This window comes from Clostridium thermobutyricum DSM 4928 (assembly GCF_002050515.1).
Taxonomy (GTDB): Bacteria; Bacillota; Clostridia; order Clostridiales; family Clostridiaceae; genus Clostridium; species Clostridium thermobutyricum.
The window spans coordinates 12,117-37,233 of sequence record NZ_LTAY01000033.1 but is presented as its reverse complement, the minus strand read 5'-3'; the positions used below and the strand labels follow the sequence as shown (position 1 = coordinate 37,233).

Here is a 25,117-nt window from a genome sequence, read left to right as displayed (position 1 = left end):
ATATTATGTTATTTTATATAGAATGTACTATAAATTTAGAGATAGTTTCGAATATAAATAGTTATAATTATTCAACTCAATAGATATAAAGGTATATAAAAAGCATGGTTAAGAATGAAATCATTTTAAGAAATTATATAAATTAAAGATTATTATAATGTTTATATTCTTATAGGAAAAATAACAATTATAAAAAATATTATGAAATATATATATTAAAAAATAAAAACCTAGATAAAATATTTATCTAGGTTTAATGCAATTAAAATATGTTATCTAAACTTCCCAATTGAAGACATAAGGAACATTTCTATAATAATCACCATAATTTAATCCGTATCCAACAACGAAAAGATCATCTATTGGGAAACAACAATAGTCAGGTGTTATTTCTACTTGTCTTCTTGAAGGTTTATCTAAAAGAACGCAAGTCTTAACTGATTTTGCTCCCAATTTTTTTACGTGTTCTACAACAAAATTCATAGTAATTCCACTGTCAACTATATCATCAACTATTAAAACATCATATCCTTCTATATTATCAGGAATATCATTTACTACTTGTACATTTCCAGAACTTTCTTCGCTATGACCATAACTTGATGTAGTCATAAATCCAATTTTAGCTTTTGTATCAATGCATCTAACTAAATCAGCAGCAAAAATAAAACTTCCTCTTAAAAGTGAAAGTACATAAAGATTTTTGTCTTCAAAATCTTTTGTAATTTGTGCTCCTACTTCTTTAGTTCTTTCTTTAATCTGTTCTTCAGAAAAAAGTATATTACGTTTTTTATTTTCCATGTTTAAAACCTCCAAGTTGTATATCGATTGTTCATACTAATAAAAATACTGTATTATTCCATAAAAATCAAGGATAAATTTATGACCTGATGTTTACAATACTATATAGATAGAGTAGAATGGAGACAATCTAAAGTCATAAATAAGAGGTGATAGTATGATACATGGAAATGTAGATGGAGTTAGAAACTCAATATTAAACGAACTTGATCTTTTATATGGTATAAAAACTCAAAAGACAGAATTTTGTTCAACTGAAATAATAAATACTATAGTAAAATTATCAACACAAATAGAAAGAGAAATAAGTGTAGCTATAGATAGAAGAGGGAAAGTTACATCAATTGCAATTGGAGATTCGACATCAGTAGAACTTCCAATTTTAGATATAAATGAAAAAAGACTTTCAGGCGTGAGAGTTATTCATACTCATCCTAATGGATATAGTAATCTTTCAGCTTTAGATTTAACTGCACTTTTAAAATTAAAATTAGATGCAATAGCTGCTATTGGAATTTATGAAGGAAAAATAATTGATTTCTCAATAGCTAATCTTACAGTTTATAATAATAATCTTGTATATGAAGAAAAAAATAATATATCATTAGATGGATTATTTTCAATAAATATTTTAGATAAAATAAAATATGCAGAAAGTCTTATAAAAGAAAATGATGTAGAAGAAGATTTAGAAGAAAAAGCTATACTAGTAGGTTCAGATACAAAAGAAAGTTTAGAAGAACTTGTAGAGCTTACTAAAGCTTGTGAAATACCAGTTTTAAACACAGTATTTCAAGGAAGAAATAAAATAGATCCAGCTTTTTATATAGGAAGAGGAAAAGTTCTTGAAATAGCAAATTTAAGACAGATTGAAAGAGCAAATTTAATTATATTTGATGATGAATTATCAGGAGCACAAGTTAGAAATTTAGAGAATGCTATAGGTGCTAAAGTAATAGATAGAACTACTCTTATACTTGAAATATTTGCAAGACGTGCTAAAAGTAAAGAAGCTAAAATTCAAGTAGAACTTGCACAATTAAAATATAGAAAAAGTAGGCTTATGGGACTTGGAACTGTCCTTTCAAGAACAGGTGGAGGAATTGGTACAAGAGGTCCTGGAGAAAAGAAATTAGAAACTGATAAAAGACATATAAATGAAACAATATATGATCTTAATTCTGAACTTAAGAAGATAAAGAAAACAAGAGAAGTTCAGAGAGAAAAAAGAAATAAAGAAAACATACCTAAAGTTTCTCTTGTTGGTTATACAAATGCAGGAAAGTCCACTTTAAGAAATGCTCTTTGTAAAGTTGCAGCTTTAAAAGATAATAGAACTAAAGAAGAAGTTTTTGAAGCTGATATGCTTTTTGCAACTTTAGATATAACAACTAGAGCTATAATATTAAAAAATAAAGGATTAATAACTCTTACGGATACAGTTGGATTTGTTCGTAAGCTTCCACATGATCTTGTTGAAGCTTTTAAATCAACATTAGAAGAAGTAATTTATGCTGATCTTTTATGTCATGTTGTGGATTCTTCAAGTGAAGATGCAATAGAGCAAGTAAAAGCAGTAGAAGAAGTATTACGAGAACTAGATTCTTTAGATAAGGAAACAATTCTTGTTTTAAATAAAGTTGATAAAGCATCAGAAGAACAATTAGAAGAGATAAAAAAAGAGTTTTCTAACTATAACATAATTGAAATATCAGCTAAACAAGAGGTTAATTTAGATCTTCTTATAGAGAAAATTGAAGAAAAGCTTCCATATAGTTTAAAGAAAGTTGAGGTAGTAATTCCTTATGATAGAGGAGATGTAGTATCTTTACTTCATAGAAATGCTAGAATTTTAAAAGAAGATTATGTAAATGAAGGAACTTTAATGGAAGTTGAAGTTGATGAAGAAATTTATAATAAAACAAAGGAATATATAATAAAAGAATTAAATTAAGAATACAATTTTATAAAGTAATTTAATGGAGTTGATATTTTTTGGATTCAGATGATAAAAAAAGTAAGCGATTAAATGGAGATAGTAATACTGACAAAAGTTATCAAGGATTAACTGGGCAAGATAGTGATACTACAAAATCTACTAACACACAAAATATACAAAATTCAAAACAATCATCACAAAGTTCATTAGAAGATCTTACTGCGCATGTAGAAGAATTAAACTCTATAAAAGAAAATATGAATTCATTTAATATACCAAAAGATGAACAACTATTTTATGAAAGAAAAGTAAAACCTTTAGTCCAAAATATTTATTTTTTATCATTATCTTCAAGTAGTATAGCTAATACGGCACAATTAATGCAAAATAATGCTTATAAAAAGAAAAAAGAAATGAAACATGCATTAGATTTGACTTATGAAATGAATTTAGAAATTGAATGCTTATTTGAAACTATGTTTAGAAGAACAAAAATATTTAGAGATGGGATAAATCAAGCAATAAAAATTTGTGGACCAGGTGAAAAGTTTTGGGAAGAATAATTAATTTTATTCTTCCTATATTTTTACTAAGATATTAAATTTAAAATATGTAGTTAAAGATATAATAAATTAAAAATAAAAGAATATAAATTTTAAAAGGAGTAATTTGAAGGAGGGAGAGATTTGAATTCAGATGATAGAGATAATCCTAGAGTTAATCCTACTGGGAGTAGTGTAAAGAAGTCAATAGCTACAAAAAACATAACGAATTCAGGTTCTTCTTCAAATACAACGGCAAATGAAATAGAAGATGCGTTATTAGATATTACATCAAAAATTGCAGAATTAAATTCTATTAAAGAAAACATGAACTCATTTAATATATCAAATGATGAATTAGTATTTTTTGATAGAAAAGTAAGGCCTCTAGTAGATATTATATATTTTTTATCATTATCTTCAAGTAGTATAGCTAATACAGCACAATTAATGCAAAATAATACATATGGTAGAAAGAGAGAGATAAGGCACGCATTAGATTTGACTTATGAAATGAATAAAGAGATTGAAGAATTATTTAAAGTTTTGAGGAAAAGATCATGCATATTTAGAGAGGGTATAAATATAGCAATAGATGGTGGAGAAAATAGTTTGGAATATTATAAGAAAGATAAGGAAGAATAATTTATTTTATACTTCCTATTTTTTTATGTTTATAAGTTTTATATAATGTAATAGATATACTAGATAAAAGGGAGATAACTTTATGTGGGTAGATGAAATAAAATTTACAGAAGATAGACCTAAATACATAGAAATTTATTTTAAAATAAAAGATATGATAGAAAAGGAATTGATTGAAGATGGAGATAAACTCCCAACTATAAGAAAATTAAGCGAAGAATTAAATGTAAATAAAATAACAGTTATTAATGCATATAAAAAATTGCAATCTGAAGGATATGCTTATCAAAAAATAGGGAGTGGAACCTATGCTAAAAGAAAAGAAATAAATTTTAATTTTAGACGTGAGTATTCAAAAACTTTTAAGATTATAGAAAGTAAAAATTATAATTTTGTAGATTTTACTGGAGAGACAACAAAAGAAATATTGTTTCCAATAAAAGATTTTAAAGAAATTATAAATAAAGTATTAGATAGAGATGGGGAAGAAGTTTTATTAAGTCATAGTACATTTGGATATAAACCTTTAAGAAGCACTATAAATAATGCTTTTTGGAAAAATAAAAAAGAACTTGAAAATATACTTATAGTATCAGGAGCACAACAAGGAATTGATATTTGTTCTAAGGCTATAATAAATATCAATGATAATGTAGTTGTAGAAAAGCCAACTTATGGAGGAGCTTTATCTGTATTTAAATGGAGAAAAGCAAATATATTTGAAATTCAAATAGAAGATGATGGAATTGATGTTGAAGCTTTAGAAAAAGTATTAAAAAATCATAGAATAAAAGCTCTTTACGTTATGAGTTATTTTCAAAATCCAACAGGAGTATCATATAGCTTAGAAAAGAAAAAAAAGATTTTAGATTTGGCAAATAAATATGATTTTTATATTATAGAAGATGATTATTTATCAGAGCTTATATATGAACAAACTTTAGAATATATACCTTTTAAAAAATTGGACATTTATGATAGAGTAATTTATATAAAAAGCTTTTCTAAAATTTTCTTACCAGGTATAAGACTTGGGTATATGATTACTCCTACAATTTTTAGAGAAAATTTTTTAAAGTCTAAACTTAATACAGATATTTCAACTTCAAGTCTTATGCAAAGGGCTTTAGAATATTATATAAAAAATTGCAAATGGAAAGAAAATATACTTTTATTATCTAAAGAATATAAAAAAAGATATAAAACAATGGATAAGGAAATTGAAAAAAATTTAAGTAAATATGTTGAATATAAAAAACCAAAAGGAGGATTAAACTTTTATTTGAAATTAAAAGAAGATAAAATAAGTTCAATAGAGTTATTTTTAAGACTTAGAGAAAAAAAAGTTTTTATTACTCCAGGAATTATGTTCTTTAAAAATAAAAAAGATGGAGATAAGTCTTTTAGAATAGGTTTTTTTCAAACAGATGTAGAAAAGATAAAAGAAGGAATAAAGAAAATAAAGGAGGAATTAGATGGCGTATATAACAATTAGAGATAGAGGAGAGAATAGCTTTGAAGAAAAAAAATCAGAGTTTATTGGATATGCTAAAAGAGTAGAAACAGAAGAAGAAGCAAAAGAATTTATAAATGAAATAAAAGCACTTCATAAACAAGCTAGACATAATTGTTTTGCATATGTAATAGGAGAAAATTATGGAGTTCAAAGATATTCAGATGATGGAGAACCACAAGGAACTGCGGGAATTCCAATATTAGAAGTTATGAAAAAAAGCGGAGTTACAGATTGTGCAATTGTAGTAACAAGATATTTTGGAGGAATACTCTTAGGTGCAGGAGGTCTTACAAGAGCATATACTAAAGGTGCAAGTATAGCTTTAAAGGCTGGTGGAATTGTAGAAAAAGTAAATGGATTAAAACTTTCAATTGAAGTAGATTATGATTTGCTTGGGAAAATTCAATATACATGTGGACAAAATATGTGGTATATAGAAGATACTGAATATACAGATAAAGTTATAATACATATTTATGTAGAAGAAGATAATAAAGATGCTATAAAAAATGAATTCATACAAATAACTAATGGAAAAGCTATAATAAGTGAATCAGAAAAAGAAATTTATTTTAAAGAAGAAAATAGACTTTATAAAAATATAAGTTGTTAAAAAAATATAAACTATGCAAATATTGAACAATAAATATTTGAGTGATATAATTTTATAGAAAATACTTTTTTTATAAGAGACAGGAGGAATAAATATGTCAGGACATTCAAAATGGCATAACATCCAAGCCAAAAAAGGTAAAATGGATGCAAAAAGAGGGAAAATATTCACAAAGATTGGTAAAGAGCTAATAATGGCAGCAAAAAATGGTGGTCCTAATCCTGACTCTAATGCGAAACTTAGAGATATAATTGCAAAAGCAAAAGCAGCAAATATGCCTAATGATACAATATCAAGAGCAATTAAAAAGGCAACAGGAGAATTAGCAGCTGTAAACTATGACCACATTGTATATGAAGGATATGGTCCATCAGGTGTAGCTGTAATAGTAGATACATTAACAGATAATAAAAATAGATCTGCAGGAAATGTTAGAAGTGCTTTCACTAAAGGTGGGGGAAACATGGGTACACAAGGTTGTGTAGGATTCATGTTCCAAGAAAAAGGTGAAATAGTTATAGAAAAAGGTGACTTAGACGAAGAAGAAGTTATGATGACAGCTTTAGATGCTGGTGCAGATGACTTCCAAGCAGAAGATGAAGTATTCGTAGTTTACACAACTCCAGATACTTTTGGTGAAGTTAGAGAAAACCTTGAAGGTGCAGGATATGAATTCTTAGAAGCGGGAGTAAAAATGATACCAGATACAACTACTGCAATAAATGAAGATGATGCTAAGAAATTCCAAAAAATGCTTGACTTACTTGAAGATGATGATGATGTTCAAGAAGTTTACCACAATGCTGAATTTCCTGAAGGATGGGAAGGATAGTATTCTGAGAGTAGAGTTTTAAAAATTTGAAAATTGCTTGATGGTGATATACCAGATTTGATAATACACTTTCAATTTAGATATATGTTATTTTACATATTTTTAAATTGGAGGTGTATTTTTTATTATTGATTATTTAAAAGAGTAAAAATAGTTTTAGCTGAAAATTATTTTTTAATAATTTTATTATTGAAGAAGCGATTATAAAAATTTCACATTAATTTCTTTTTTTATATTTAAAATAAAATACTCGTAAATGATAATAATAAAAATAAAAAAATATAAATACTTAATAAACTTCATATGTTTATATAAATCTTAAAAAGATAAAAAATAATATTATATTCATATCATTTTAAGATTTATATGATATTTTAAAATAAGTAAAAAAATTAACTTAAGGAGAAATAATATGGGATTATTTTCATCAAATGAAGAGTATATATGTAAATGCATGCATATAACAGAAGAGGAAATAGTAAAAGCAATAAAAGATGGAGCGGATACTTTTGAAAAAGTTAAAGAAGTTACAGGGGCTGCAACTAAAAGATGTAAAGGAAGAAGATGCAGAGGTCCTATAGAAGATTTAATTAAAGAGAATATTTAATAATATTAATTTAAAAAGCTAGATGATATTTATTCATCTAGCTTTTATTTATAAGAAAGCTCTTCATAGAAGCTTCTATGAAGAGTATATATTTTAAAAACAGTTTTTACATTTTCCATAAGATGCACTTGCTTCTGTTAAAGAAACCTGTCTAGCTTTATTAGGATTCATTCTTCCACAATTATTTATTCTATGATATTTTGAACCTGTTTCTGACAACCAAACAGTTTGAGTTACAGGAGTAGTATTAGTAGTAGATTTTTTAGAATTTGAATCATTTTTACTATTATTATTTTTAGAAGTTGACTTATTAGTATTTGTTTTATTAGATTTACTAGAAGTAGTTCCATTGTTTAATTGTGAATTAGTATTTTCATTATTAGTTTTTATATTTGTAGTTGAATCTTTAGAGGTATCAGTATTTTGGGAATCTCTATAATTATAGCTACCTTCAGTACAAGATGTAGTTATTCCATTTCCAGTAGAATTAAATACTACATTTCCACATTCATCTGTTCTATGAACTTTTATATTTTTATTTTTAAGCTTGTCCATAGTAGATTTATGTGGGTGTCCATATTTATTTTCTTTTCCAACTGTTATAACAGCATATTCAGGATTAACTTTATTTAAAAATTCAATTGAAGTACTAGTTCTAGAACCATGATGACCTACTTTTAATAAATCAACATCAACAATTTTATCTAATATTTCTGATTCTGTTTCTTTTTCGGCATCTCCAGTTAAAAGAATTTTATCTTTTCCATTTTCGAAAAGAACTACTAAAGACTGTTCATTTGAATTTGAGCCTCCATTACTATTGAATACTTTAAATTTAGAATTATTGCCCATAGAAAATTCGCTTCCTTCTAATGGAACACTTGGTTTTAAGTTTTTAGCTGAAGCTGCATTTATGAAGTCGCTATAAGTAGAAGTATCAGAATCCCCATTTGCAACTAAAAGTTGTTTTACGGAGATAGAATTTATTATGCCATCTAGACCACCTATATGATCTGCGTGAGGATGAGTGGCAATCATATAGTCTAGAGATTGTACATTATTTCTTTTTAAATAATCTAGTATAAGATTTTCAGCTCCATTATCTCCACCATCTATTAATAAAGTTTTTTCACCTTGTATTAAAATAGAATCACTATTTCCAGTATCAATAAAATGAATCTTTATTTCTTGATTTAAAGTATTTTCTTTTGAATCAGAATTTATAGAAGGATTTTTATTATTAGAAGATTCTATATTTTGATGAGTATCAGCTTTAGCTGTAGAAGACTGAGTAGCAGAGCAGCCAGTTTGAGATAAAATAGTTAATAAAACAATAAGAGTAGTAATAAACCTTTTAAATATTTTTTTTTGCATAAAAAATCCCCTTTTAACCATATATTAAAAATACAGAAGATATAATATCATATTGTGTCTAAAATGTAAATTTAATATCCTATTTTAAAAGGGGAAATAAAAATTATTTAATTTTTATATAATGACTTTTAGAAACTAAAATCCAAGAGATAAGACTTATTAATCCAACTATTAAATACATAAATCCTATATCAACTATTTTGTTTCCAAAATTAAATGTTATAAGAAACATACCAATGCTTCCCATTATAGTACTAGCAAAACTTATTAAAGAAGAAGCTGAACCTATATTATCATCTTGTTGTAGTAACATAAGATTAGTTCCAGGTGGTCTAAGCATATTACCAAATAGCATTGCAGGTATAATTGTAAGAACAAAAGTATATTGTGTCTTATAACCAAATAATTGAAGTGCTATACCACTTAAAATTACAAGTATAAAGCAGGTAGTAATTATTTTTGCGTCTTTAAACTTTTTAGATAGTTTTATATAAAGTATAGGTCCAATTACTAAAAATAATCCTGTACATGAATAGAATAAACTATAAACTTGATCACTAAGTTTAAAACCATCTATGTATATATACGAAGACATTGTTATGTAAGCCATCATTGGCATACTAGGAATTGAAAATACAAGTAAAAGAACAGAAAATTTAGGATTTTTAGCAACTGTTCCTAACTTACTAAATACTTCAATTAAATTTCCTTTATTAAATACTGTAAGAGTTTCAGTTAATAAAAGACTTCCTATAACAGCAATAATTCCAACAATACTTAAAATAAGAAATATTCCATGCCATGAAGTATAACGTAATATAAATGCACCTATTATAGGAGCAACAACTGGTGTTGTCATAGCTATTGATTGAACAGTAGCAAGCATAGCAACTAATTTTTTACCAGTATAAACATCTTTCATCATAGCAGTAGCAACAGAAACTGCAGAACCACTTCCAATTGCTTGAAGTATTCTAGCAAAAATTAATGTAGTAACTGTTGGAGAGATGAAGCATAAAAAGCTTCCTAAAGTATATAAAATCATTCCAATTGAAAGAATTATTTTTCTTCCATGTTTATCACTTAAAGGACCCCAAAATAGCATACTAATAGCATAAAATAAAAAGAAAAATGTAATAGTTAAATTAAGCGTTTGTATATTAGTATGAAAACTATTAATCATGCTAGGAAGTGCAGGTAAGTATAAGTCAGTTGACATAGGAACAAATGCACTTAAAAATCCAACAAAAGCAATAAATCCAGTATTCCCTAAAATTTTTTGGGATACTTTTGAATTTTCCATTAAAAAACCTCCTAATATAAATTTATTAACATTAAAATTTAAATATAAATTTTAAAAATACATTATATATTCTAAAGAGTAAGCAAAAATAATGCAAAGTTAATATTTACAAGGATGTATTAAAAAGGTATATATAAAATATTTATATTAAATAAATTTTATATTTTATATAATAATTTGAAAATTAAGAATTTAAATTAACTTTATATTATAAGTTTAATATTTTTATTAAGCTTATTTATTAACAATAGTACAAATAGAATAAATTTATAAAAAAGCAACCTGAAAATTAGGTTGCCTTTTGTTTATATAAATTTATTTAAGAATTGTTTTGTTCTATCTTGTTTTGGATTTGAAAAAATTTCTTTTGGTGTTCCTTCTTCAACAATGTAACCATTATCCATAAATATTACTCTATCAGACACATCACGTGCAAAGGACATTTCATGAGTTACAATCAACATTGTTCTATGTTCTCTAGCTAAATCTTTTATTACAGAAAGAACTTCTGATACAAGCTCTGGATCTAAAGCTGAAGTTGGTTCATCAAAAAGTATAACTTTAGGATTAAGAGCAATAGCACGTGCAATTGATACACGTTGCTTTTGTCCACCAGAAAGAGTTTTAGGATAAACATCTTTTTTTTCTTCCATTCCAACTTTTTTTAAAGAATCCATAGCTATATTTATAGCTTCAGATTTAGAAAGTTTTTTTACAACTATTAAAGCTTCTGTTACATTTTCTAAAACTGTTTTATTGTTGAATAGATTATAATTTTGAAAAACCATAGCTGATTCTTTTCTTAAACTATTTATTTCTGTTTTATTTGCTGTTTTTGCATTTATAGTTGTATCTCCAATTGTTAAAACACCTGAAGTTGGAATTTCTAAGTAATTTAGGCATCTTAAAAATGTACTTTTACCTGAACCAGAAGGACCTAATATAGATATTACTTCCCCTTTATCTACATGAAGATTTATATCTTTTAAAACTTCTAAGTTACCAAAATTTTTCTTTAAATTTTTTACTGTAATCATATAAAATCCTCCTTAATAAGTTGAAAGTTTATTTTCAAGTTTTCTTTGTAAAAAGTTAAATATAGAAATAACTATCCAGTACATAATAGCAACTATAATATAACTTTCGAAAAATTTATAGTTAGAAGCAGCTGACATTTGGGCTGTTGCTAAAATATCTACAACTCCAAGAGTAAAAGCAAGAGAAGAACCCTTAACAGTATCTACAAATATGTTTCCTAAAGGAGGAATTGATATTCTAAATGCTTGAGGAAGTACTACACGCTTTAATCCTTGCCAATATGTCATACCTAATGAAAGACAAGCTTCCATTTGTCCTTTTTCAATAGCTGATATAGATGAACGAAGAATTTCAGCTATATAAGCTGAGGCATTTAAACCAAGTCCTATTAATGAGGCTGTGTAAGCATCCATACCTTTTAAAAATGGAAAAACTTGTGGAAGTCCAAAATAAAGTAAGAAAAGCTGTACAAGCAGTGGAGTACCTCTAAAAAAGGAAATATAAATTTCAGCTAATTGCTTTATAACAGGTATTTTATAAAGTCTTATAATTGTTAGAATAATTCCAACAATTAGTCCTAAAAGCATTCCTAAAATTGAAAGAGATAAAGTTATATTAAGTGCTTTAAATAGTAATGGAATAAGAGATAGAGAATACATAAAATCAAAAGTTGATTTTTTAGAAGTCTCTTGTATATTATTTGATATAGAGGTAGCTGAATTTGGATTAGTTACATTAGTTCCAAGCCATTTTTCAGAAATATTTTTTAAAGTTCCATTTTCTTTAAGCTTTGTTATAGCAGAATTAACCTTTTCCATTAATTCTTTATTATTTTTAGTAAAAGGATATGCATTTTCTATTTTATCAATAGGTTGCCCTGCAAGTTGTAAGTCAAGATTTTTTTCTTTTATTGCAGATACAGCAGATATTCTATCTATTACTACAGCATCTATTCTTCCAAGTAAAAGTTGATTGAATGCTGCATCAGTATTTTGATAAGTAAGAACTTTGATATTATTATTTTTATCTTGAGATTTGATTATTTGTTCATAGTTACTTCCAAGATCAACTCCAACACTTTTCCCTTTTAGATCACTTAAGTTAGTTATAGAGTTGTCCCCTTTTTTTACAACTATTTGTGCTCCGCTATATGTTGTAGGTTGAGTGAAATCGTATTTTAGAGTTCTTTCTTCAGTAACAGTTATTTGATTAGCTAAAGTATCAACTTTTCCGCTATCTAGCATACCAAACAATCCACTAAAAGATGCAGTTTTAAAATCGACTTTATAATTCAATTCTTTTCCAATTGCTTTCCATACATCAATTTCAAAACCTTCTAATTTGTCACCGTTCATAAAAGTAAATGGATAATAAGTTCCAGAAGTTCCAACAGTAATAGTGTTTTTATAGTTTATATTATCTTTTTTTGTTTTAAAGCTATGTACCCCAAATCCAATAGCTAATAAAATAATGACTAAAGAAAATATTCCTACTAATAATTTTTTATTTTTCATTAGTATCGCTCCTTAAGTAGTTAAATCTTTTTTAAAATTATAATTATTCCTATCTAAAAAGTCAACTTTAAAATGAACAATTAATTAAATATAATTAAGAAATATAAAAAATATTAATAAAAGTAGTAATATGGAAATGATGTATAAATTAGTGAGGTGATGAATATGGAAAATTTAAAAGGTATTTTAAAAAGAAATAATGATGGCTTTATAAATATAAAGTTAGATAGAGAGGTTGAAGGAAAAATATTTTATAAAAAGACAGTTAATGATAAGGAAAAATTTTTAATTGACTTTAAAAGTAATGAAGTTGGATTTAAAGATCCTGATATAGAAAATAGAAATTTTTATATAGTTAAAACAGAGGGAGAAGAAATTGAACTTGCAGAAAGATTAATACCATTAAGTGATTTTTGCAATTTTAGAGACCTTGGGGGATATTATACTAAAGATGGAAGAATGGTAAAATGGGGATATTTTTATAGATCAGAATATTTAAAAGAATTAGATAGCAAAGATTTAAGATATTTTAAAACTTTAAATATAAAATATGTTTTTGATTATAGATCAAAATCAGAAGTGAATGATGCACCAGATATGCAAATAGAAGGAGTTAAAAATATAAATATACCTGCAATGGAAAGCGCAGATGGAAATAATGAAAACCTTGATATGGAAGCATATATGAAAAAGTTTATGAGTGGTAGTGCAACTATTTCTCCAAAAGAAATGCTTAGAAATAGTTATAAAGTAATGCCATTTGGTAATGAAGCTTATAAAAAGTTAATAGAGGCTGTTAGAGAAGATGGAGAATTTGCAATACTTCAACATTGTACAGCTGGGAAAGATAGAACAGGATTAGGTTCAGCATTAATACTTCTTTTATTAGGTGTTGATGAAAAGACTGTAATATTTGATTATTTAGAAAGTAATAAATATAGAAAAAATGATAATGCAAAAATTATAAATACTTATTCTAAATATATTCAAAATGAAGAAATGCTTAAAGTATTTAAAGAAGTATTAGGAGTAGAGGAAAGCTTTATATTAGAATCTTTAAATGCAATAAAAAGCAGATACAATACTTATGAAAATTATTTTTTACAAGAATATGGTATAGATTCAGAAGAGTTATCTAAGCTAAGAAAAAAATATTTATATTAAATTTAAATAATAATGTATAAAATTTATCTATTTGTCAATAATCAAGCTAAAAGGAGTGTGATTATTGATGAATAGAAAGAATAAAATAATAGTTTTATGTAGTAGTTTAGCACTTATTGGAATTTTTGCAATAACATATAATGTTGTAAGTAATAAAATTAATAATAGAAATAAAAGTGAAGAAACAGCAGTTTATAATAATGGACAAAAGGCATTAAAAGAAAGCCTTGTAATAGCCTTATATTCAAACAATAAAAATGAAAAAACATTAACTTTAGAAGACTTTAAAAAAGAATATGGAATAGATAAAACTTTAACTGAAGAAAATGTAAAAGAAATATTAGGAAAAGAAGGCTATGAAATAGATAAAAAAACAGATGAAGTTTTTACTTTTAAAAGAACTGTGGAAAAAAAGAAAGAAGCTAATAAATATTTTATTGGAGAACATAATGGATATTTAGCTATTTATAAATCAGATGAAAATGGAAAAATGGATTTAATTAGAGAATATGAAACTTCACTTGATTTAATTAGACTTAGTGATGCAGAAATGCAACAATTAAAAGATAAAACTTATTTTTCTTCAGAAAGCTTAGAAGAAGTTGAAGAAGAAATGACAGAGCTAAATTCGTAAAACCTCTTAAATATACTTTATATAAAGGCTTAGCAATTTATTTTGCTAAGCCTTAAAATTTTCTTTAATATTGAAAGATTTCTCTTAAAATGATAAAGTAATAAGTAGACTTATGAGAACATACTTTCACATTTAAGAGAATGGGGGATTTACATATGTATGAATATATAAAAGGCAAATATATGGGAATAATCAAAGATTATATAATAATAGAAAATAATAATATTGGATATAAAATTTTTACATCAGGAATTACAATGTCAGAAATGCCAAAAGTTTCAGAAGAAGTTATGTTGTATTTAACTCAAATTGTTAGAGAAGATTTTATAGGACTTTATGGATTTATATCAAGAGATGAATTAAATATGTTCAATATGCTTTTAGGAATAAATGGAGTTGGAGCAAAAGCAGCATTATCCCTTCTTTCAATAAGCAAAATAACAAATCTTAAATATGCGATAATGACTGGAGATGACAAGCATTTATGTAAGGCACCTGGCATAGGAAAAAAAACAGCAGGAAGAATAATTTTAGAACTTAAAGATAAACTTAAGCCAGATGAATTCTTAAATGATGAAGGTTTAGAAATAGGAAGTGAACAAGAAGCTGACTATGAAAATATTCAAGAAGTTTTAGGGGCATTATTAGCTTTAGGATATTCAGAAAAAGAAGCAAATACAGCCATTAAAACTATAAATAAAGGAAATTCAGTAGAGGAAATGATAAAAGAGGCTTTAAAAGTTTTAATGGGATAGGGGGTTAGAAATGGAAAGAATAATAACACCAAACGAATTAAACGAAGATATAGGAAAAGAATTAAGTTTAAGACCAGAAAAAATAAGTGAATATATAGGTCAAGACAAAGTAAAAGAAAGACTTAATATATTTATTAAAGCTGCAATGAAAAGAGGAGAAGCTTTAGACCATGTACTTCTTTATGGACCTCCAGGATTAGGAAAGACTACTCTTGCAAATATTATTGCAAAAGAAATGGGTGGAAATTTAAAAATAACTTCTGGACCTGCAATAGAGAGAGCAGGAGATTTAGCTGCTATATTAACAACTTTAAGTGATAATGATGTTTTGTTTATTGATGAGATTCATAGATTAAATAGAAGTGTAGAAGAAATACTTTATCCTGCTATGGAAGATTATGCATTAGATATTGTTATAGGAAAGGGAGCAGCTGCAAAATCAATCAGATTAGATTTAGCTAAATTTACACTTATTGGAGCAACAACAAGAGTTGGAATGCTTACATCTCCACTTAGAGATAGATTTGGAGTGCTTTGTGCTATGGAATATTATACAGAAGATCAATTAACAGATATTATAATACGTAGTGCAATGGTATTTGGATCAAAAATAACAGAAGAAGGTGCAAGAGAGATTGCTAGAAGATCTAGAGGAACACCAAGAATTGCTAATAGACTTTTAAAAAGAGTAAGAGATTATTCAGAAGTTGAAGGAGATAATGTTATAAGTTATAAAGAAGCAAAAGATGCTCTAGAACTTTTAGAAGTAGATAATAGAGGATTTGATAGAGTTGATAATAAAATATTAGAAGCTATTATTGATAATTTTAAAGGTGGACCAGTAGGAATAGAAACTCTTTCATATTTTATAGGAGAAGAGCTTGGAACTATAGAAGATGTTTATGAACCATATCTTCTTCAACAAGGATTTATTGTAAGAACTCCAAGAGGAAGAATGGCAACAGAAAAAGCTTATAAACATTTAGGAAGAAAAATAGGGAATGAGAAAGTTATAGGAGAGCAAAAAAGTTTTTTTAAAAGCGAGGAGTAATAGAAATGAAAGTAAGTGATTTTAATTTTGATTTACCAGAAGAACTGATAGCACAACATCCACTAGAAAAAAGGGATTCATCAAGACTTATGGTTTTAAATAAGGAAACAGGAGAAATAGAGCATAAAGTTTTTAGTGATATAATAGATTATTTAAATCCAGGAGATACACTTATTCTTAATAATACAAGAGTTATGCCTGCTAGATTAATTGGTGAAAAAGAAGAAACAGGTGGTAAAATAGAATTCTTATTACTTAAAAGATTAGAAGGAGATAAGTGGGAATGTTTAGCTAAGCCAGGGAAAACTGCTAGAGTAGGAAGAAAGTTTACTTTTGGTAATGGTCAATTAAAATGTGAAGTAGTTGAAGTTTTAGAAACAGGAAATAGAGTTATAGAATTTAGCTATGATGGAATATTTGAAGAAGTATTAGATTCATTAGGAGAAATGCCATTACCTCCTTATATTCATGAAAAGTTAGATGATAGAGAAAGATATCAAACTGTTTATTCTAAAGAGAAAGGATCAGCAGCAGCACCAACTGCAGGATTACATTTTACAAAAGATCTTTTAAAAAAAATAGAAGATAAGGGGGTTAATGTAGGATATCTTACTTTACATGTTGGTCTTGGTACTTTTAGGCCAGTTAAAGTTGATGATATAAATGATCATGTGATGCATTCAGAATTTTATCAACTATCTAAAGAAACTGCAGATTTAATAAATAAAACAAAAGAAAATGGTGGTAGAATAATTTCTGTAGGAACAACTTCAACAAGAACTCTTGAAACTATAGGAGATGAAAATGGGAAAGTAAGAGAATGTAGTGGCTGGACTGATATTTTTATATATCCTGGATATAAATTTAAAATAGTAGACAATTTAATTACTAATTTTCATTTACCAGAGTCAACCCTTATAATGCTTGTATCAGCATTAGCAGGTCAAGAACATGTTCTTAATGCATATAAAACTGCAGTTAAGGATAAATATAGATTCTTCTCATTTGGAGATGCAATGTTTATAAAGTAGAAGGAATAGGAGTGAAAAATTTGAGTAAAAGATATACCTTATTAAAAAAAGATGGTAAAGCAAGAAGAGGTAGATTTGTAACACCTCATGGAACTGTTGAAACACCAGTTTTCATGAATGTTGGGACATTAGCTGCTATAAAGGGAGCAGTTTCAAGTATGGATTTAAAAGATATTGGATGTCAAGTAGAATTATCTAATACATACCATCTTCATTTAAGACCAAGTGATAAAACAGTAGCAAAATTAGGAGGATTACATAAGTTTATGAATTGGGATAGACCTATTCTTACAGATTCAGGTGGATTCCAAGTTTTCTCTCTTGCAAGTATGAGAAAAATAAAAGAAGAAGGAGTTTATTTTAATTCTCATATAGATGGAAGAAAAATATTTATGGGGCCTGAAGAAAGTATGCAAATTCAAAGTAATCTTGCATCAACTATAGCAATGGCTTTTGATGAATGTATTCCAATTCCTTCAACAAGAGAATATGTTGAGAAATCAGTAGAAAGAACAACAAGATGGCTTAAGAGATGTAAAAAGGAAATGGATAGATTAAATTCTCTTCCAGAAACAATAAATAAAGAACAAATGTTATTTGGTATAAATCAAGGAGCTACATTTAAAGATATAAGAGTTGCACATGCAGAGGAAATAAAAAAATTAGATCTTGATGGATATGCAATTGGAGGGTTAGCTGTTGGTGAGACTCATGAAGAAATGTATGAAATTATAGATGAAGTAGTTCCACATTTACCAGAAGATAAGCCAATATATTTAATGGGAGTAGGAACTCCAGAAAATATACTTGAGGCAGTTGATAGAGGTGTAGACTTCTTTGATTGTGTCCTTCCAGCTAGAAATGGAAGACATGGGCAAGTATTTACTGCAAATGGAAAAATAAATCTTATGAATGCTAAATTTGAATTTGATACAAGACCTATAGATGAAGGATGTGGATGTCCAGCTTGTAAAAATTATACAAGAGCATATATAAGACATCTTTTCAAAGCAAAAGAAATGTTAGCTATGAGACTTACAGTTCTTCACAATCTTTATTTCTACAATAAATTAATGGAAGAGATAAGAGAAGCTATAGATAATGATTGTTATAAGGAATTTAAGGAAAAGAAATTAAAAGATTGGAATAAAAAATAAAATTTGACATAAAAAAAAATAATATGTATACTACTTTTAAAAGACGTTAAAAAAAGAGTAAAAACGAAAGAGGGTTCAATATGCATAGTATATTATTAAACATAGTGCCAATTATAGTTATATTTGCGATTTTTTGGTTCTTAATAATTTTACCAGAAAGAAAGAGAAAGAAAAAATATGGAGAAATGATGAGTGCTCTTCAATTGAATGATAATGTAATGACAAGAGGCGGAATAATTGGGAAAATAGTTCAAATGGATGATGAAAATGTAGTTTTAGAAACTGCAGGTAAAACTAGAATTAAAATTCTTAAAGATGCTATTGCAAAAAAATTAGAAAAAACTGAGAATAAATAATTAAAAGTAAAGTGCCTATTTAAATTAGGCACTTTTTTATAATATTAAGAAAAAATTATAAAATAAAGCATTTTCTTTATAAAAAATATGGAATATGTTATAATGTTATTTGATTTTTATATAAGAAATACCAATTATATAAGATAAAAATATAAAATATTTTAATAAAATATATATTTTATAGAATAATCTGATAACGGATTGGGAACAAATATGAAATATGAATAAATAACAAAGGGGGATAAAGATGAAGTCCAAAGGTAAAAGTACGGCTATTTTTATAATTTGTACCCTAGCAATTATTCTTTTTGCAATTGTTTGCTTTAGAGGCGTAGAAATAGGCGGATGGGAGGTTAAATCATTTAACCAAACAATAACTAAAGGTCTTGATTTACAAGGTGGAGTCTCAGTATTACTTGAAATAACGCAACCTAATGTAAGTCATGAAGATTTAGAAAAAACAAAAGACTTAATACAACTGAGAGTTAATAAGCTCGGAGTAGCGGAAACAGTTGTTACAACTGAAGGATCAAATAGAATAAGAGTTGATATTCCAGGAAAATATGATTCTGAAGGTATAGTTAAAACATTAAGTCAAACAGGTGACCTTACTTTTGTAGGGCCAGATGGAAAAGTTATATTAACTGGTAAAGATGTTGAAAAAGCATCAGCAGTAATTGATCAACAAACAAACCAACCAGTAGTATCACTTAAATTCACATCAGAAGGTACACAAAAATTTGCAGAAGCAACAAAAGAATTTATAGGTCAAAAAATCGCAATTAAAATGGATAATGAAACATTAACTGATCCAACTGTTCAAAGTCAAATAGATAATGGAGAAGCAGTTATAACAGGAAGTGGAAGTATTCAAGCAGCCCAAAATTTAGCTGGACTTATTAATTCAGGAGCTTTACCAGTTCCAATAAAAGCAGTTTCACAACAAACAGTAGGAGCTCAACTTGGAGCAACAGCATTACCTAATGCAGTAAAAGCAGGAATTATAGGTGTTGGTATAGTATTCTTATTTATGATACTTTATTATAGAATTCCAGGATTTATTGCAAGTATAGCTTTAACATTCTATGTTACATTAGTTTTATTAGCTTTCGTAGAAATTGGAGTTACACTAACATTACCAGGAATAGCTGGATTACTGCTAACCATAGGTATGGCAGTTGATGCCAATGTCTTAATATTTGAAAGGACGAGAGAAGAGTTAGCTCGTGGAGTAACTGTAAAATCATCAATTAAAAGAGGATATCAAAATGCTATGTCTTCAATTGTAGATTCAAATATGACTACAATAATAGCAGCTCTAATTTTATACTTCTTTGGTTCAGGTTCTGTAAAAGGATTTGCAATAACTCTTATGATAGGTATAATAATAAGTTTATTTACAGGTTTACTTGTAACTAAATTCTTATTAGATTTAGCTTATGATATGGGAATATTAAAGAAGTTAAGTGCATTTAGAGTGAAAAAGGAGGTAAAAGAAAATGCTTAAGATTATTGACAAATGGAAAATTTGGTTTTCTTTATCTCTAATAGTAATAATAATTGGTATAGGATGCATGATTTATAGAGGTGGTTTAAACTTTGGTATAGACTTTAAAGGTGGTACTCAAGTTATTTTTGATTTAGGTAATGGGTTTAATAAAGCTCAAGCAGATAAAATAGTTAATGAATATGTAAATGATGCAACAACAAATACAGTAAATTCAAATGAATATGAAATAAAATCTGCTAATCTTACTTCAGAGCAAGTAACTGAAATATTTAATAAATTCAAAACTGAGTTTAAAGTAGGAGATAAAGCACTTGTATCTCAAAATCAAATAGGAGCATCTATTGGAAAAGAGCTAACAGATAATGCAATTATAGCTTTAGGTATTGCATTTATATGTATGCTTGTTTATATAGCTATAAGATTTGAGTTTAAATTTGGATTAGCAGCACTTATAGCACTATTCCATGATATTTTAATAACAGTTAGTGTTTATGCAATATTTAATATAACAGTAAACTCACCATTCATAGCTGCAATACTTACAGTAGTAGGATATTCAATGAATGATAGTATAGTTATATTTGATAGAATAAGAGAAAATATGAAGTTCATAAAAAGAACTTCTCCAAGAGAAGTTGCTAATAAAAGTGTAAATCAAACAATGGCAAGATCAATAAATACAACAGCAACTACACTTGTAACAATAATAGCAGTTTATATTTTTGTACCAAGTGTAAGAGATTTTGCTTTCCCATTAATAGTGGGTATAGCAGCAGGAGCTTATTCTTCAATATTTATAGCATCACCAGTTTGGGTTATGTTAAAAGATAGATCTCTTAAAAAAGGTAAGAGAAAAAAAGAAGTAGTTGTCGAAGAATTACCATAAAATAATCAAAAAAAACCCTTAAAATATATATTTTAAGGGTTTTTTTTAATTTTTTTAATAAACATTTGTAAAATTCACAGTTTTAACTTATAATATTATTGTTTTCTAATTTTGTGGAGGAGATAATAATCATGCGAAAGTTTTGGGAGAGCATATATTGCCCTAATTATATAACAGGATATAATCCTTTTATACTAAAAGATATGAATAAGGCTATAGAAACTCTTAGTGATGCTATTAATAGTAGAAAAAAGATAGTTGTCTATGGAATAAACACTGTAGATGGTATTTGTGCAATTGCTTCCTTAAGCTTAGTACTCAAATATCTAAATGCAGATGTAGAATATCTTATTCATGAAAGTGAAGATTTAAAGAGTAAAATAAACTCATTTAATATAAAAGAAAGAGTGGACTTTTTAGGGGCAGATTTACTTATAACATTAGGTATAGATTTAGAATCTGAAGAAGTTGTGAATTTGTGTAAAAATTTAAAAATAGATTTAATAGTTTTAGAAAACGATAAAAATGATTTTAAGAGAAATTATATATATATAAATCCTAGACAAAAAAGTTGCCAATATAGGTACAAGACATTATCTTTATCTATATTAGCTTTTAAACTTATGCAAGCAGTTGCAATTTATTATAATATGAAAAGTATAAATAAATATTTGGATTTAATATTTATAGGAACAAGATGGAATTTATATCCTAAGCTTTCCATTACAGGAGAAAATGGTGTTGTTTTAAAAGAAGGTAAAAAGTTTTTAGAAAATACAAATAATATAGGATTAAGGTCAATAATAGATTATAATCATATGAATAATAAAGTAGAAGAAGGAATAGATCAGATTACAAACTTTATTACACCGGCAATTAGTGCTGTTGGGATGGTTAATAATGGAAGAATAATATTAGAATTACTTATCACTGATGATAGAGATAGAGCAAAGCAGATAGTTAAATATTTACATAACATAAGTAAACAAAAAAATTAGTTATTATGGAGGATTAGTTATGGATTTTAAAGAAAAAATAGGAATAATAGAAAATTTCCCAAAAGAAGGTATAAGTTTTAAAGATATCACTACATTAATTGGTGAAGGAGAGGGATTAAGAGCATCAGTTGATGCTATAGTTGAGCATTTAAAAGATAAAAATATAGATTTAGTAGTAGGACCAGAAGCAAGAGGATTCATATTTGGAGTTCCAGTAGCATATGCTTTAGGTTGTGGTTTCGTTCCAGTAAGAAAACCAGGAAAATTACCAGGTGAAACTTTAAGTATAGATTATTCATTAGAATATGGAACTGATTCACTTCAAATTCATAAAAATTCAATAAAAAAAGGACAAAGAGTTGCAATAGTAGATGATCTTTTAGCAACAGGAGGAACTATAGAAGCAGTTGCTAAACTTGTTGAGCTTGCAGGTGGAGAAGTTGTTTCAATGGATTTTGTTATTGAATTAACAGAGTTAAATGGTAAAGATAAGTTAGAAAAGTATGATGTTATGTCATTAGTTAAATATGATATTTAAAACATTGAAAATATAATTACAATAATATATAATTATAATAAAGAATGGCTGGTTTGGTAACCAGCCTTTGATTTTAGAAATTCTTAGTTGAAAACTATTTTTAAGGGAGAGTAATCCTACTATGATAGATAAATTAATAAAAGCTATAAATAAAAATTGTAATAATGTAGATATAGAAAAAGTTAAAAAAGCTTATGAATTTGCCGAAAAAGCTCATGAAAATCAGATGAGAGCATCAGGAGAACCATATATTACACACCCAATAGATGTAGCTGTTATATTAGCAGAACTTGGAATGGATACAGATACTATAATAGCTGGTCTTCTTCATGATGTAATTGAAGATACAGAGTATACTTATGATCAGGTAAAAGATCTTTTTGGTGAGGAAGTTACTAATCTTGTTGATGGAGTTACAAAGCTTGGTAAAATAAAATATAAGACAAAAGAAGAGCAACAAGCAGATAATGTTAGAAAGATGCTTCTTGCTATGGCGAAAGATATAAGAGTTATAATAATAAAATTAGCAGATAGACTTCATAATCTTAGAACTCTTAAATATATGTCTAAAGAAAAAAGAAAGATAAAAGCTAAAGAAACTTTAGAGATTTATGCACCACTTGCTCATAGATTAGGTATGTCAAAAATAAAATGGGAACTTGAAGATATATCATTTAGATATTTACACGAAGAAGAGTATTATGATTTAGTGGCTAAAATTGCTGAAAAGAGAATTGAAAGAGAAGAATATATAGCTTCTATAGTAGAAGACTTAGGAAATAACTTGGAAAATGCAGGGATAGATGCAGATATAGATGGAAGACCTAAACATTTCTATTCTATATATAGAAAAATGGTTAAGAAGAATAAGAATATAGAACAAATTTTTGATTTGACAGCAATTAGGGTACTTGTTAACTCTGTAAAGGATTGTTATGGAGTTTTAGGAATAGTACATACAATATATAAGCCTATTCCTGGAAGATTTAAAGATTATATAGCTATGCCAAAACCTAATATGTATCAATCATTACATACAACAGTAATAGGACCACAAGGTAAAACCTTTGAAATACAAATAAGAACTTTTGAAATGCATAAAACTGCTGAGTACGGAATAGCAGCTCATTGGAAATATAAAGAAGGTTCAGAAGAAAAAAAAGAGATGAATTTTGAAACAAAGCTTGCTTGGCTTAGAGATATACTTGAATGGCAAAAAGAAACATCTGATGCGGAAGAATTTATGGAAGGATTCAAAATTGATCTTTTTTCAGATGAGGTTTTTGTATTTACACCAAAGGGTGTTGTTATAAATTTACCAAGTGGATCAACTCCAATAGACTTTGCATATAGAATTCATACAGATGTAGGAAATAGATGTGTAGGAGCAAAAGTTAATGGGAAAATTGTTCCATTGGATTATAATTTAAGGACTGGAGAAATTGTGGAGATAATTACTTCTAAAGTTGCTAATGGTCCTAAAATGGATTGGCTTAATATAGCTAAAAGTAATCAGGCTAAAAGTAAGATAAGACAATGGTTCAAAAGAGCAAAAAGAGAAGAAAATATATCAGTTGGTAGAGATATATTAGAAAAAGAATTAAAGAAAAAAGGTATCCATTTAAATATATTAAACAAAGCTATTTCTAATGATAAAATTCAAAAAAAATATAATGTTCATACTCAAGAAGAACTTTTTGGAGCTATAGGAATAGGAGTAATAAATCCAGTATCTTTTACAAATAAAGTAAAAGAAGAATTAATTGATCCTTTTGAAAAGATAACTAAAGAAGTAGAAGATAAAAATGTAGAAGAGCAATTAGCAAAAGGAAATAAATCAATAGATAAAAATAAAGAATATGGAGTAGTTGTAAAAGGACTTAGTAACATAATGGTTCGTTTTGCAAGGTGTTGTAATCCTGTACCAGGAGATGAAGTTTTAGGCTATATAACTAAAGGAAGAGGAGTTTCAATTCATAGAAAAGATTGTTCTAATCTTCAAAATTTGATAAAAGAAGATCCAGATAAGGTGCTTGAAGCAAGCTTTGGGGAAGATAAAAAATCAGCTTATGTTGCAGAAGTGCAAATAAAAGCTGAGGATAGGCTTGGAATTTTATCAGATTTAATGATTATAATTAATGAATCAGGGTTAGTACTAACAGCTTTAAATGCTAATTCTGCTAAAAATAATGTTGCAATAATAAACTTAAAGGTAAAAATAAAATCTATAGATCAGCTTAAAGAGCTTATGAGAAAAATAAGAAATCTTAAAGGAATATTAGATGTATATAGAATGAATAGTTAGAAAAGAGG

General features: G+C 27.0%; 24 protein-coding genes. 19 read left to right on the top strand and 5 right to left on the bottom strand.

What is annotated here, in order from left to right:
• Nucleotides 1–276 precede the first annotated feature (276 nt).
• Nucleotides 277–801 carry a hypoxanthine phosphoribosyltransferase gene (gene hpt, locus CLTHE_RS06375; protein ID WP_002597896.1) on the bottom strand — a complete coding sequence of 175 codons (525 nt, stop codon included), beginning with the start codon at nt 799–801 and terminating at the stop codon, nt 277–279.
• Between the two features lie 157 nt (nt 802–958).
• Here hpt and hflX point away from each other — a divergent pair, with 157 nt between their 5' ends.
• From hflX to CLTHE_RS06340, 7 genes are all read left to right on the top strand, one after another.
• Nucleotides 959–2,755 (top strand): GTPase HflX, encoded by a 1,797-nt coding sequence (gene hflX, locus CLTHE_RS06370; RefSeq protein ID WP_080022515.1) that lies wholly within the window; start codon nt 959–961, stop codon nt 2,753–2,755.
• 41 nt (nt 2,756–2,796) lie between these two features.
• Nucleotides 2,797–3,303 (top strand): hypothetical protein, encoded by a 507-nt coding sequence (locus CLTHE_RS06365; protein ID WP_080022514.1) that lies wholly within the window; start codon nt 2,797–2,799, stop codon nt 3,301–3,303.
• A gap of 123 nt (nt 3,304–3,426) precedes the next feature.
• Nucleotides 3,427–3,927: a hypothetical protein gene (locus tag CLTHE_RS06360; protein ID WP_080022513.1), complete on the top strand. Its 501-nt coding sequence runs from the start codon at nt 3,427–3,429 to the stop codon at nt 3,925–3,927.
• 82 nt (nt 3,928–4,009) lie between these two features.
• Nucleotides 4,010–5,422 carry an aminotransferase-like domain-containing protein gene (locus CLTHE_RS06355; RefSeq protein WP_080022512.1) on the top strand — a complete coding sequence of 471 codons (1,413 nt, stop codon included), beginning with the start codon at nt 4,010–4,012 and terminating at the stop codon, nt 5,420–5,422.
• Entirely contained in the window at nt 5,403–6,056 is a 654-nt protein-coding gene (locus tag CLTHE_RS06350; protein WP_080022511.1) for a YigZ family protein, read from the top strand. The genes CLTHE_RS06355 and CLTHE_RS06350 overlap by 20 nt, the downstream gene beginning before the upstream one ends.
• Before the next feature lie 94 nt (nt 6,057–6,150).
• Entirely contained in the window at nt 6,151–6,888 is a 738-nt protein-coding gene (locus CLTHE_RS06345) for a YebC/PmpR family DNA-binding transcriptional regulator (RefSeq protein ID WP_080022510.1), read from the top strand.
• 412 nt (nt 6,889–7,300) lie between these two features.
• The gene (locus tag CLTHE_RS06340) at nt 7,301–7,495 is read left to right on the top strand and encodes a (2Fe-2S)-binding protein (RefSeq protein ID WP_080022509.1); all 195 of its coding nucleotides are present in this window, start codon (nt 7,301–7,303) and stop codon (nt 7,493–7,495) included.
• A gap of 93 nt (nt 7,496–7,588) precedes the next feature.
• On the opposite strand, the gene CLTHE_RS06335 is transcribed toward CLTHE_RS06340, so the two are convergent.
• The 4 genes from CLTHE_RS06335 to CLTHE_RS06320 form a co-directional block, all read right to left on the bottom strand.
• Complete coding sequence (locus tag CLTHE_RS06335; protein WP_158082674.1) at nt 7,589–8,869, bottom strand: ComEC/Rec2 family competence protein; 1,281 nt, start codon at nt 8,867–8,869, stop codon at nt 7,589–7,591.
• Between the two features lie 103 nt (nt 8,870–8,972).
• The gene (locus CLTHE_RS06330) at nt 8,973–10,172 is read right to left on the bottom strand and encodes a multidrug effflux MFS transporter (protein ID WP_080022507.1); all 1,200 of its coding nucleotides are present in this window, start codon (nt 10,170–10,172) and stop codon (nt 8,973–8,975) included.
• A 305-nt stretch (nt 10,173–10,477) separates the two neighbouring features.
• A complete protein-coding gene (locus tag CLTHE_RS06325; protein ID WP_080022506.1) occupies nt 10,478–11,209 on the bottom strand; it encodes an amino acid ABC transporter ATP-binding protein in 732 nt (243 codons plus the stop codon).
• A 12-nt stretch (nt 11,210–11,221) separates the two neighbouring features.
• Nucleotides 11,222–12,724 carry an ABC transporter permease subunit gene (locus CLTHE_RS06320; RefSeq protein WP_080022505.1) on the bottom strand — a complete coding sequence of 501 codons (1,503 nt, stop codon included), beginning with the start codon at nt 12,722–12,724 and terminating at the stop codon, nt 11,222–11,224.
• A 165-nt stretch (nt 12,725–12,889) separates the two neighbouring features.
• On the opposite strand from CLTHE_RS06320, the gene CLTHE_RS06315 reads away from it, so the two are divergent.
• The 12 genes from CLTHE_RS06315 (at nt 12,890) to CLTHE_RS06260 (ending at nt 25,109) form a co-directional block, all read left to right on the top strand.
• Complete coding sequence (locus tag CLTHE_RS06315; RefSeq protein WP_080022504.1) at nt 12,890–13,888, top strand: tyrosine-protein phosphatase; 999 nt, start codon at nt 12,890–12,892, stop codon at nt 13,886–13,888.
• Between the two features lie 67 nt (nt 13,889–13,955).
• Nucleotides 13,956–14,522 (top strand): hypothetical protein, encoded by a 567-nt coding sequence (locus CLTHE_RS06310; RefSeq protein ID WP_080022503.1) that lies wholly within the window; start codon nt 13,956–13,958, stop codon nt 14,520–14,522.
• A 155-nt stretch (nt 14,523–14,677) separates the two neighbouring features.
• Nucleotides 14,678–15,277, top strand: a complete 600-nt coding sequence (gene ruvA, locus CLTHE_RS06305) for a Holliday junction branch migration protein RuvA (protein ID WP_080022502.1) — start codon at nt 14,678–14,680, stop codon at nt 15,275–15,277.
• A 10-nt stretch (nt 15,278–15,287) separates the two neighbouring features.
• A complete protein-coding gene (ruvB, locus tag CLTHE_RS06300) occupies nt 15,288–16,328 on the top strand; it encodes a Holliday junction branch migration DNA helicase RuvB (protein ID WP_002597881.1) in 1,041 nt (346 codons plus the stop codon).
• A 5-nt stretch (nt 16,329–16,333) separates the two neighbouring features.
• Nucleotides 16,334–17,359, top strand: a complete 1,026-nt coding sequence (gene queA / locus CLTHE_RS06295) for a tRNA preQ1(34) S-adenosylmethionine ribosyltransferase-isomerase QueA (protein WP_080022501.1) — start codon at nt 16,334–16,336, stop codon at nt 17,357–17,359.
• 20 nt (nt 17,360–17,379) lie between these two features.
• Nucleotides 17,380–18,516: a tRNA guanosine(34) transglycosylase Tgt gene (gene tgt / locus CLTHE_RS06290; protein WP_002597879.1), complete on the top strand. Its 1,137-nt coding sequence runs from the start codon at nt 17,380–17,382 to the stop codon at nt 18,514–18,516.
• An 80-nt stretch (nt 18,517–18,596) separates the two neighbouring features.
• Entirely contained in the window at nt 18,597–18,872 is a 276-nt protein-coding gene (gene yajC / locus CLTHE_RS06285; protein ID WP_002597878.1) for a preprotein translocase subunit YajC, read from the top strand.
• A gap of 247 nt (nt 18,873–19,119) precedes the next feature.
• Nucleotides 19,120–20,379, top strand: coding sequence for a protein translocase subunit SecD (gene secD / locus CLTHE_RS06280; RefSeq protein WP_080022500.1), 1,260 nt, complete (start codon nt 19,120–19,122; stop codon nt 20,377–20,379).
• The gene (gene secF, locus CLTHE_RS06275; RefSeq protein ID WP_080022499.1) at nt 20,372–21,268 is read left to right on the top strand and encodes a protein translocase subunit SecF; all 897 of its coding nucleotides are present in this window, start codon (nt 20,372–20,374) and stop codon (nt 21,266–21,268) included. The genes secD and secF overlap by 8 nt, the downstream gene beginning before the upstream one ends.
• Nucleotides 21,269–21,399: 131 nt before the next feature.
• Entirely contained in the window at nt 21,400–22,266 is an 867-nt protein-coding gene (locus CLTHE_RS06270) for a DHH family phosphoesterase (protein ID WP_080022498.1), read from the top strand.
• A 19-nt stretch (nt 22,267–22,285) separates the two neighbouring features.
• The gene (locus CLTHE_RS06265; protein ID WP_080022497.1) at nt 22,286–22,804 is read left to right on the top strand and encodes an adenine phosphoribosyltransferase; all 519 of its coding nucleotides are present in this window, start codon (nt 22,286–22,288) and stop codon (nt 22,802–22,804) included.
• 121 nt (nt 22,805–22,925) lie between these two features.
• Entirely contained in the window at nt 22,926–25,109 is a 2,184-nt protein-coding gene (locus CLTHE_RS06260) for a RelA/SpoT family protein (protein WP_080022496.1), read from the top strand.
• The last annotated feature ends 8 nt before the right edge of the window (nt 25,110–25,117 follow it).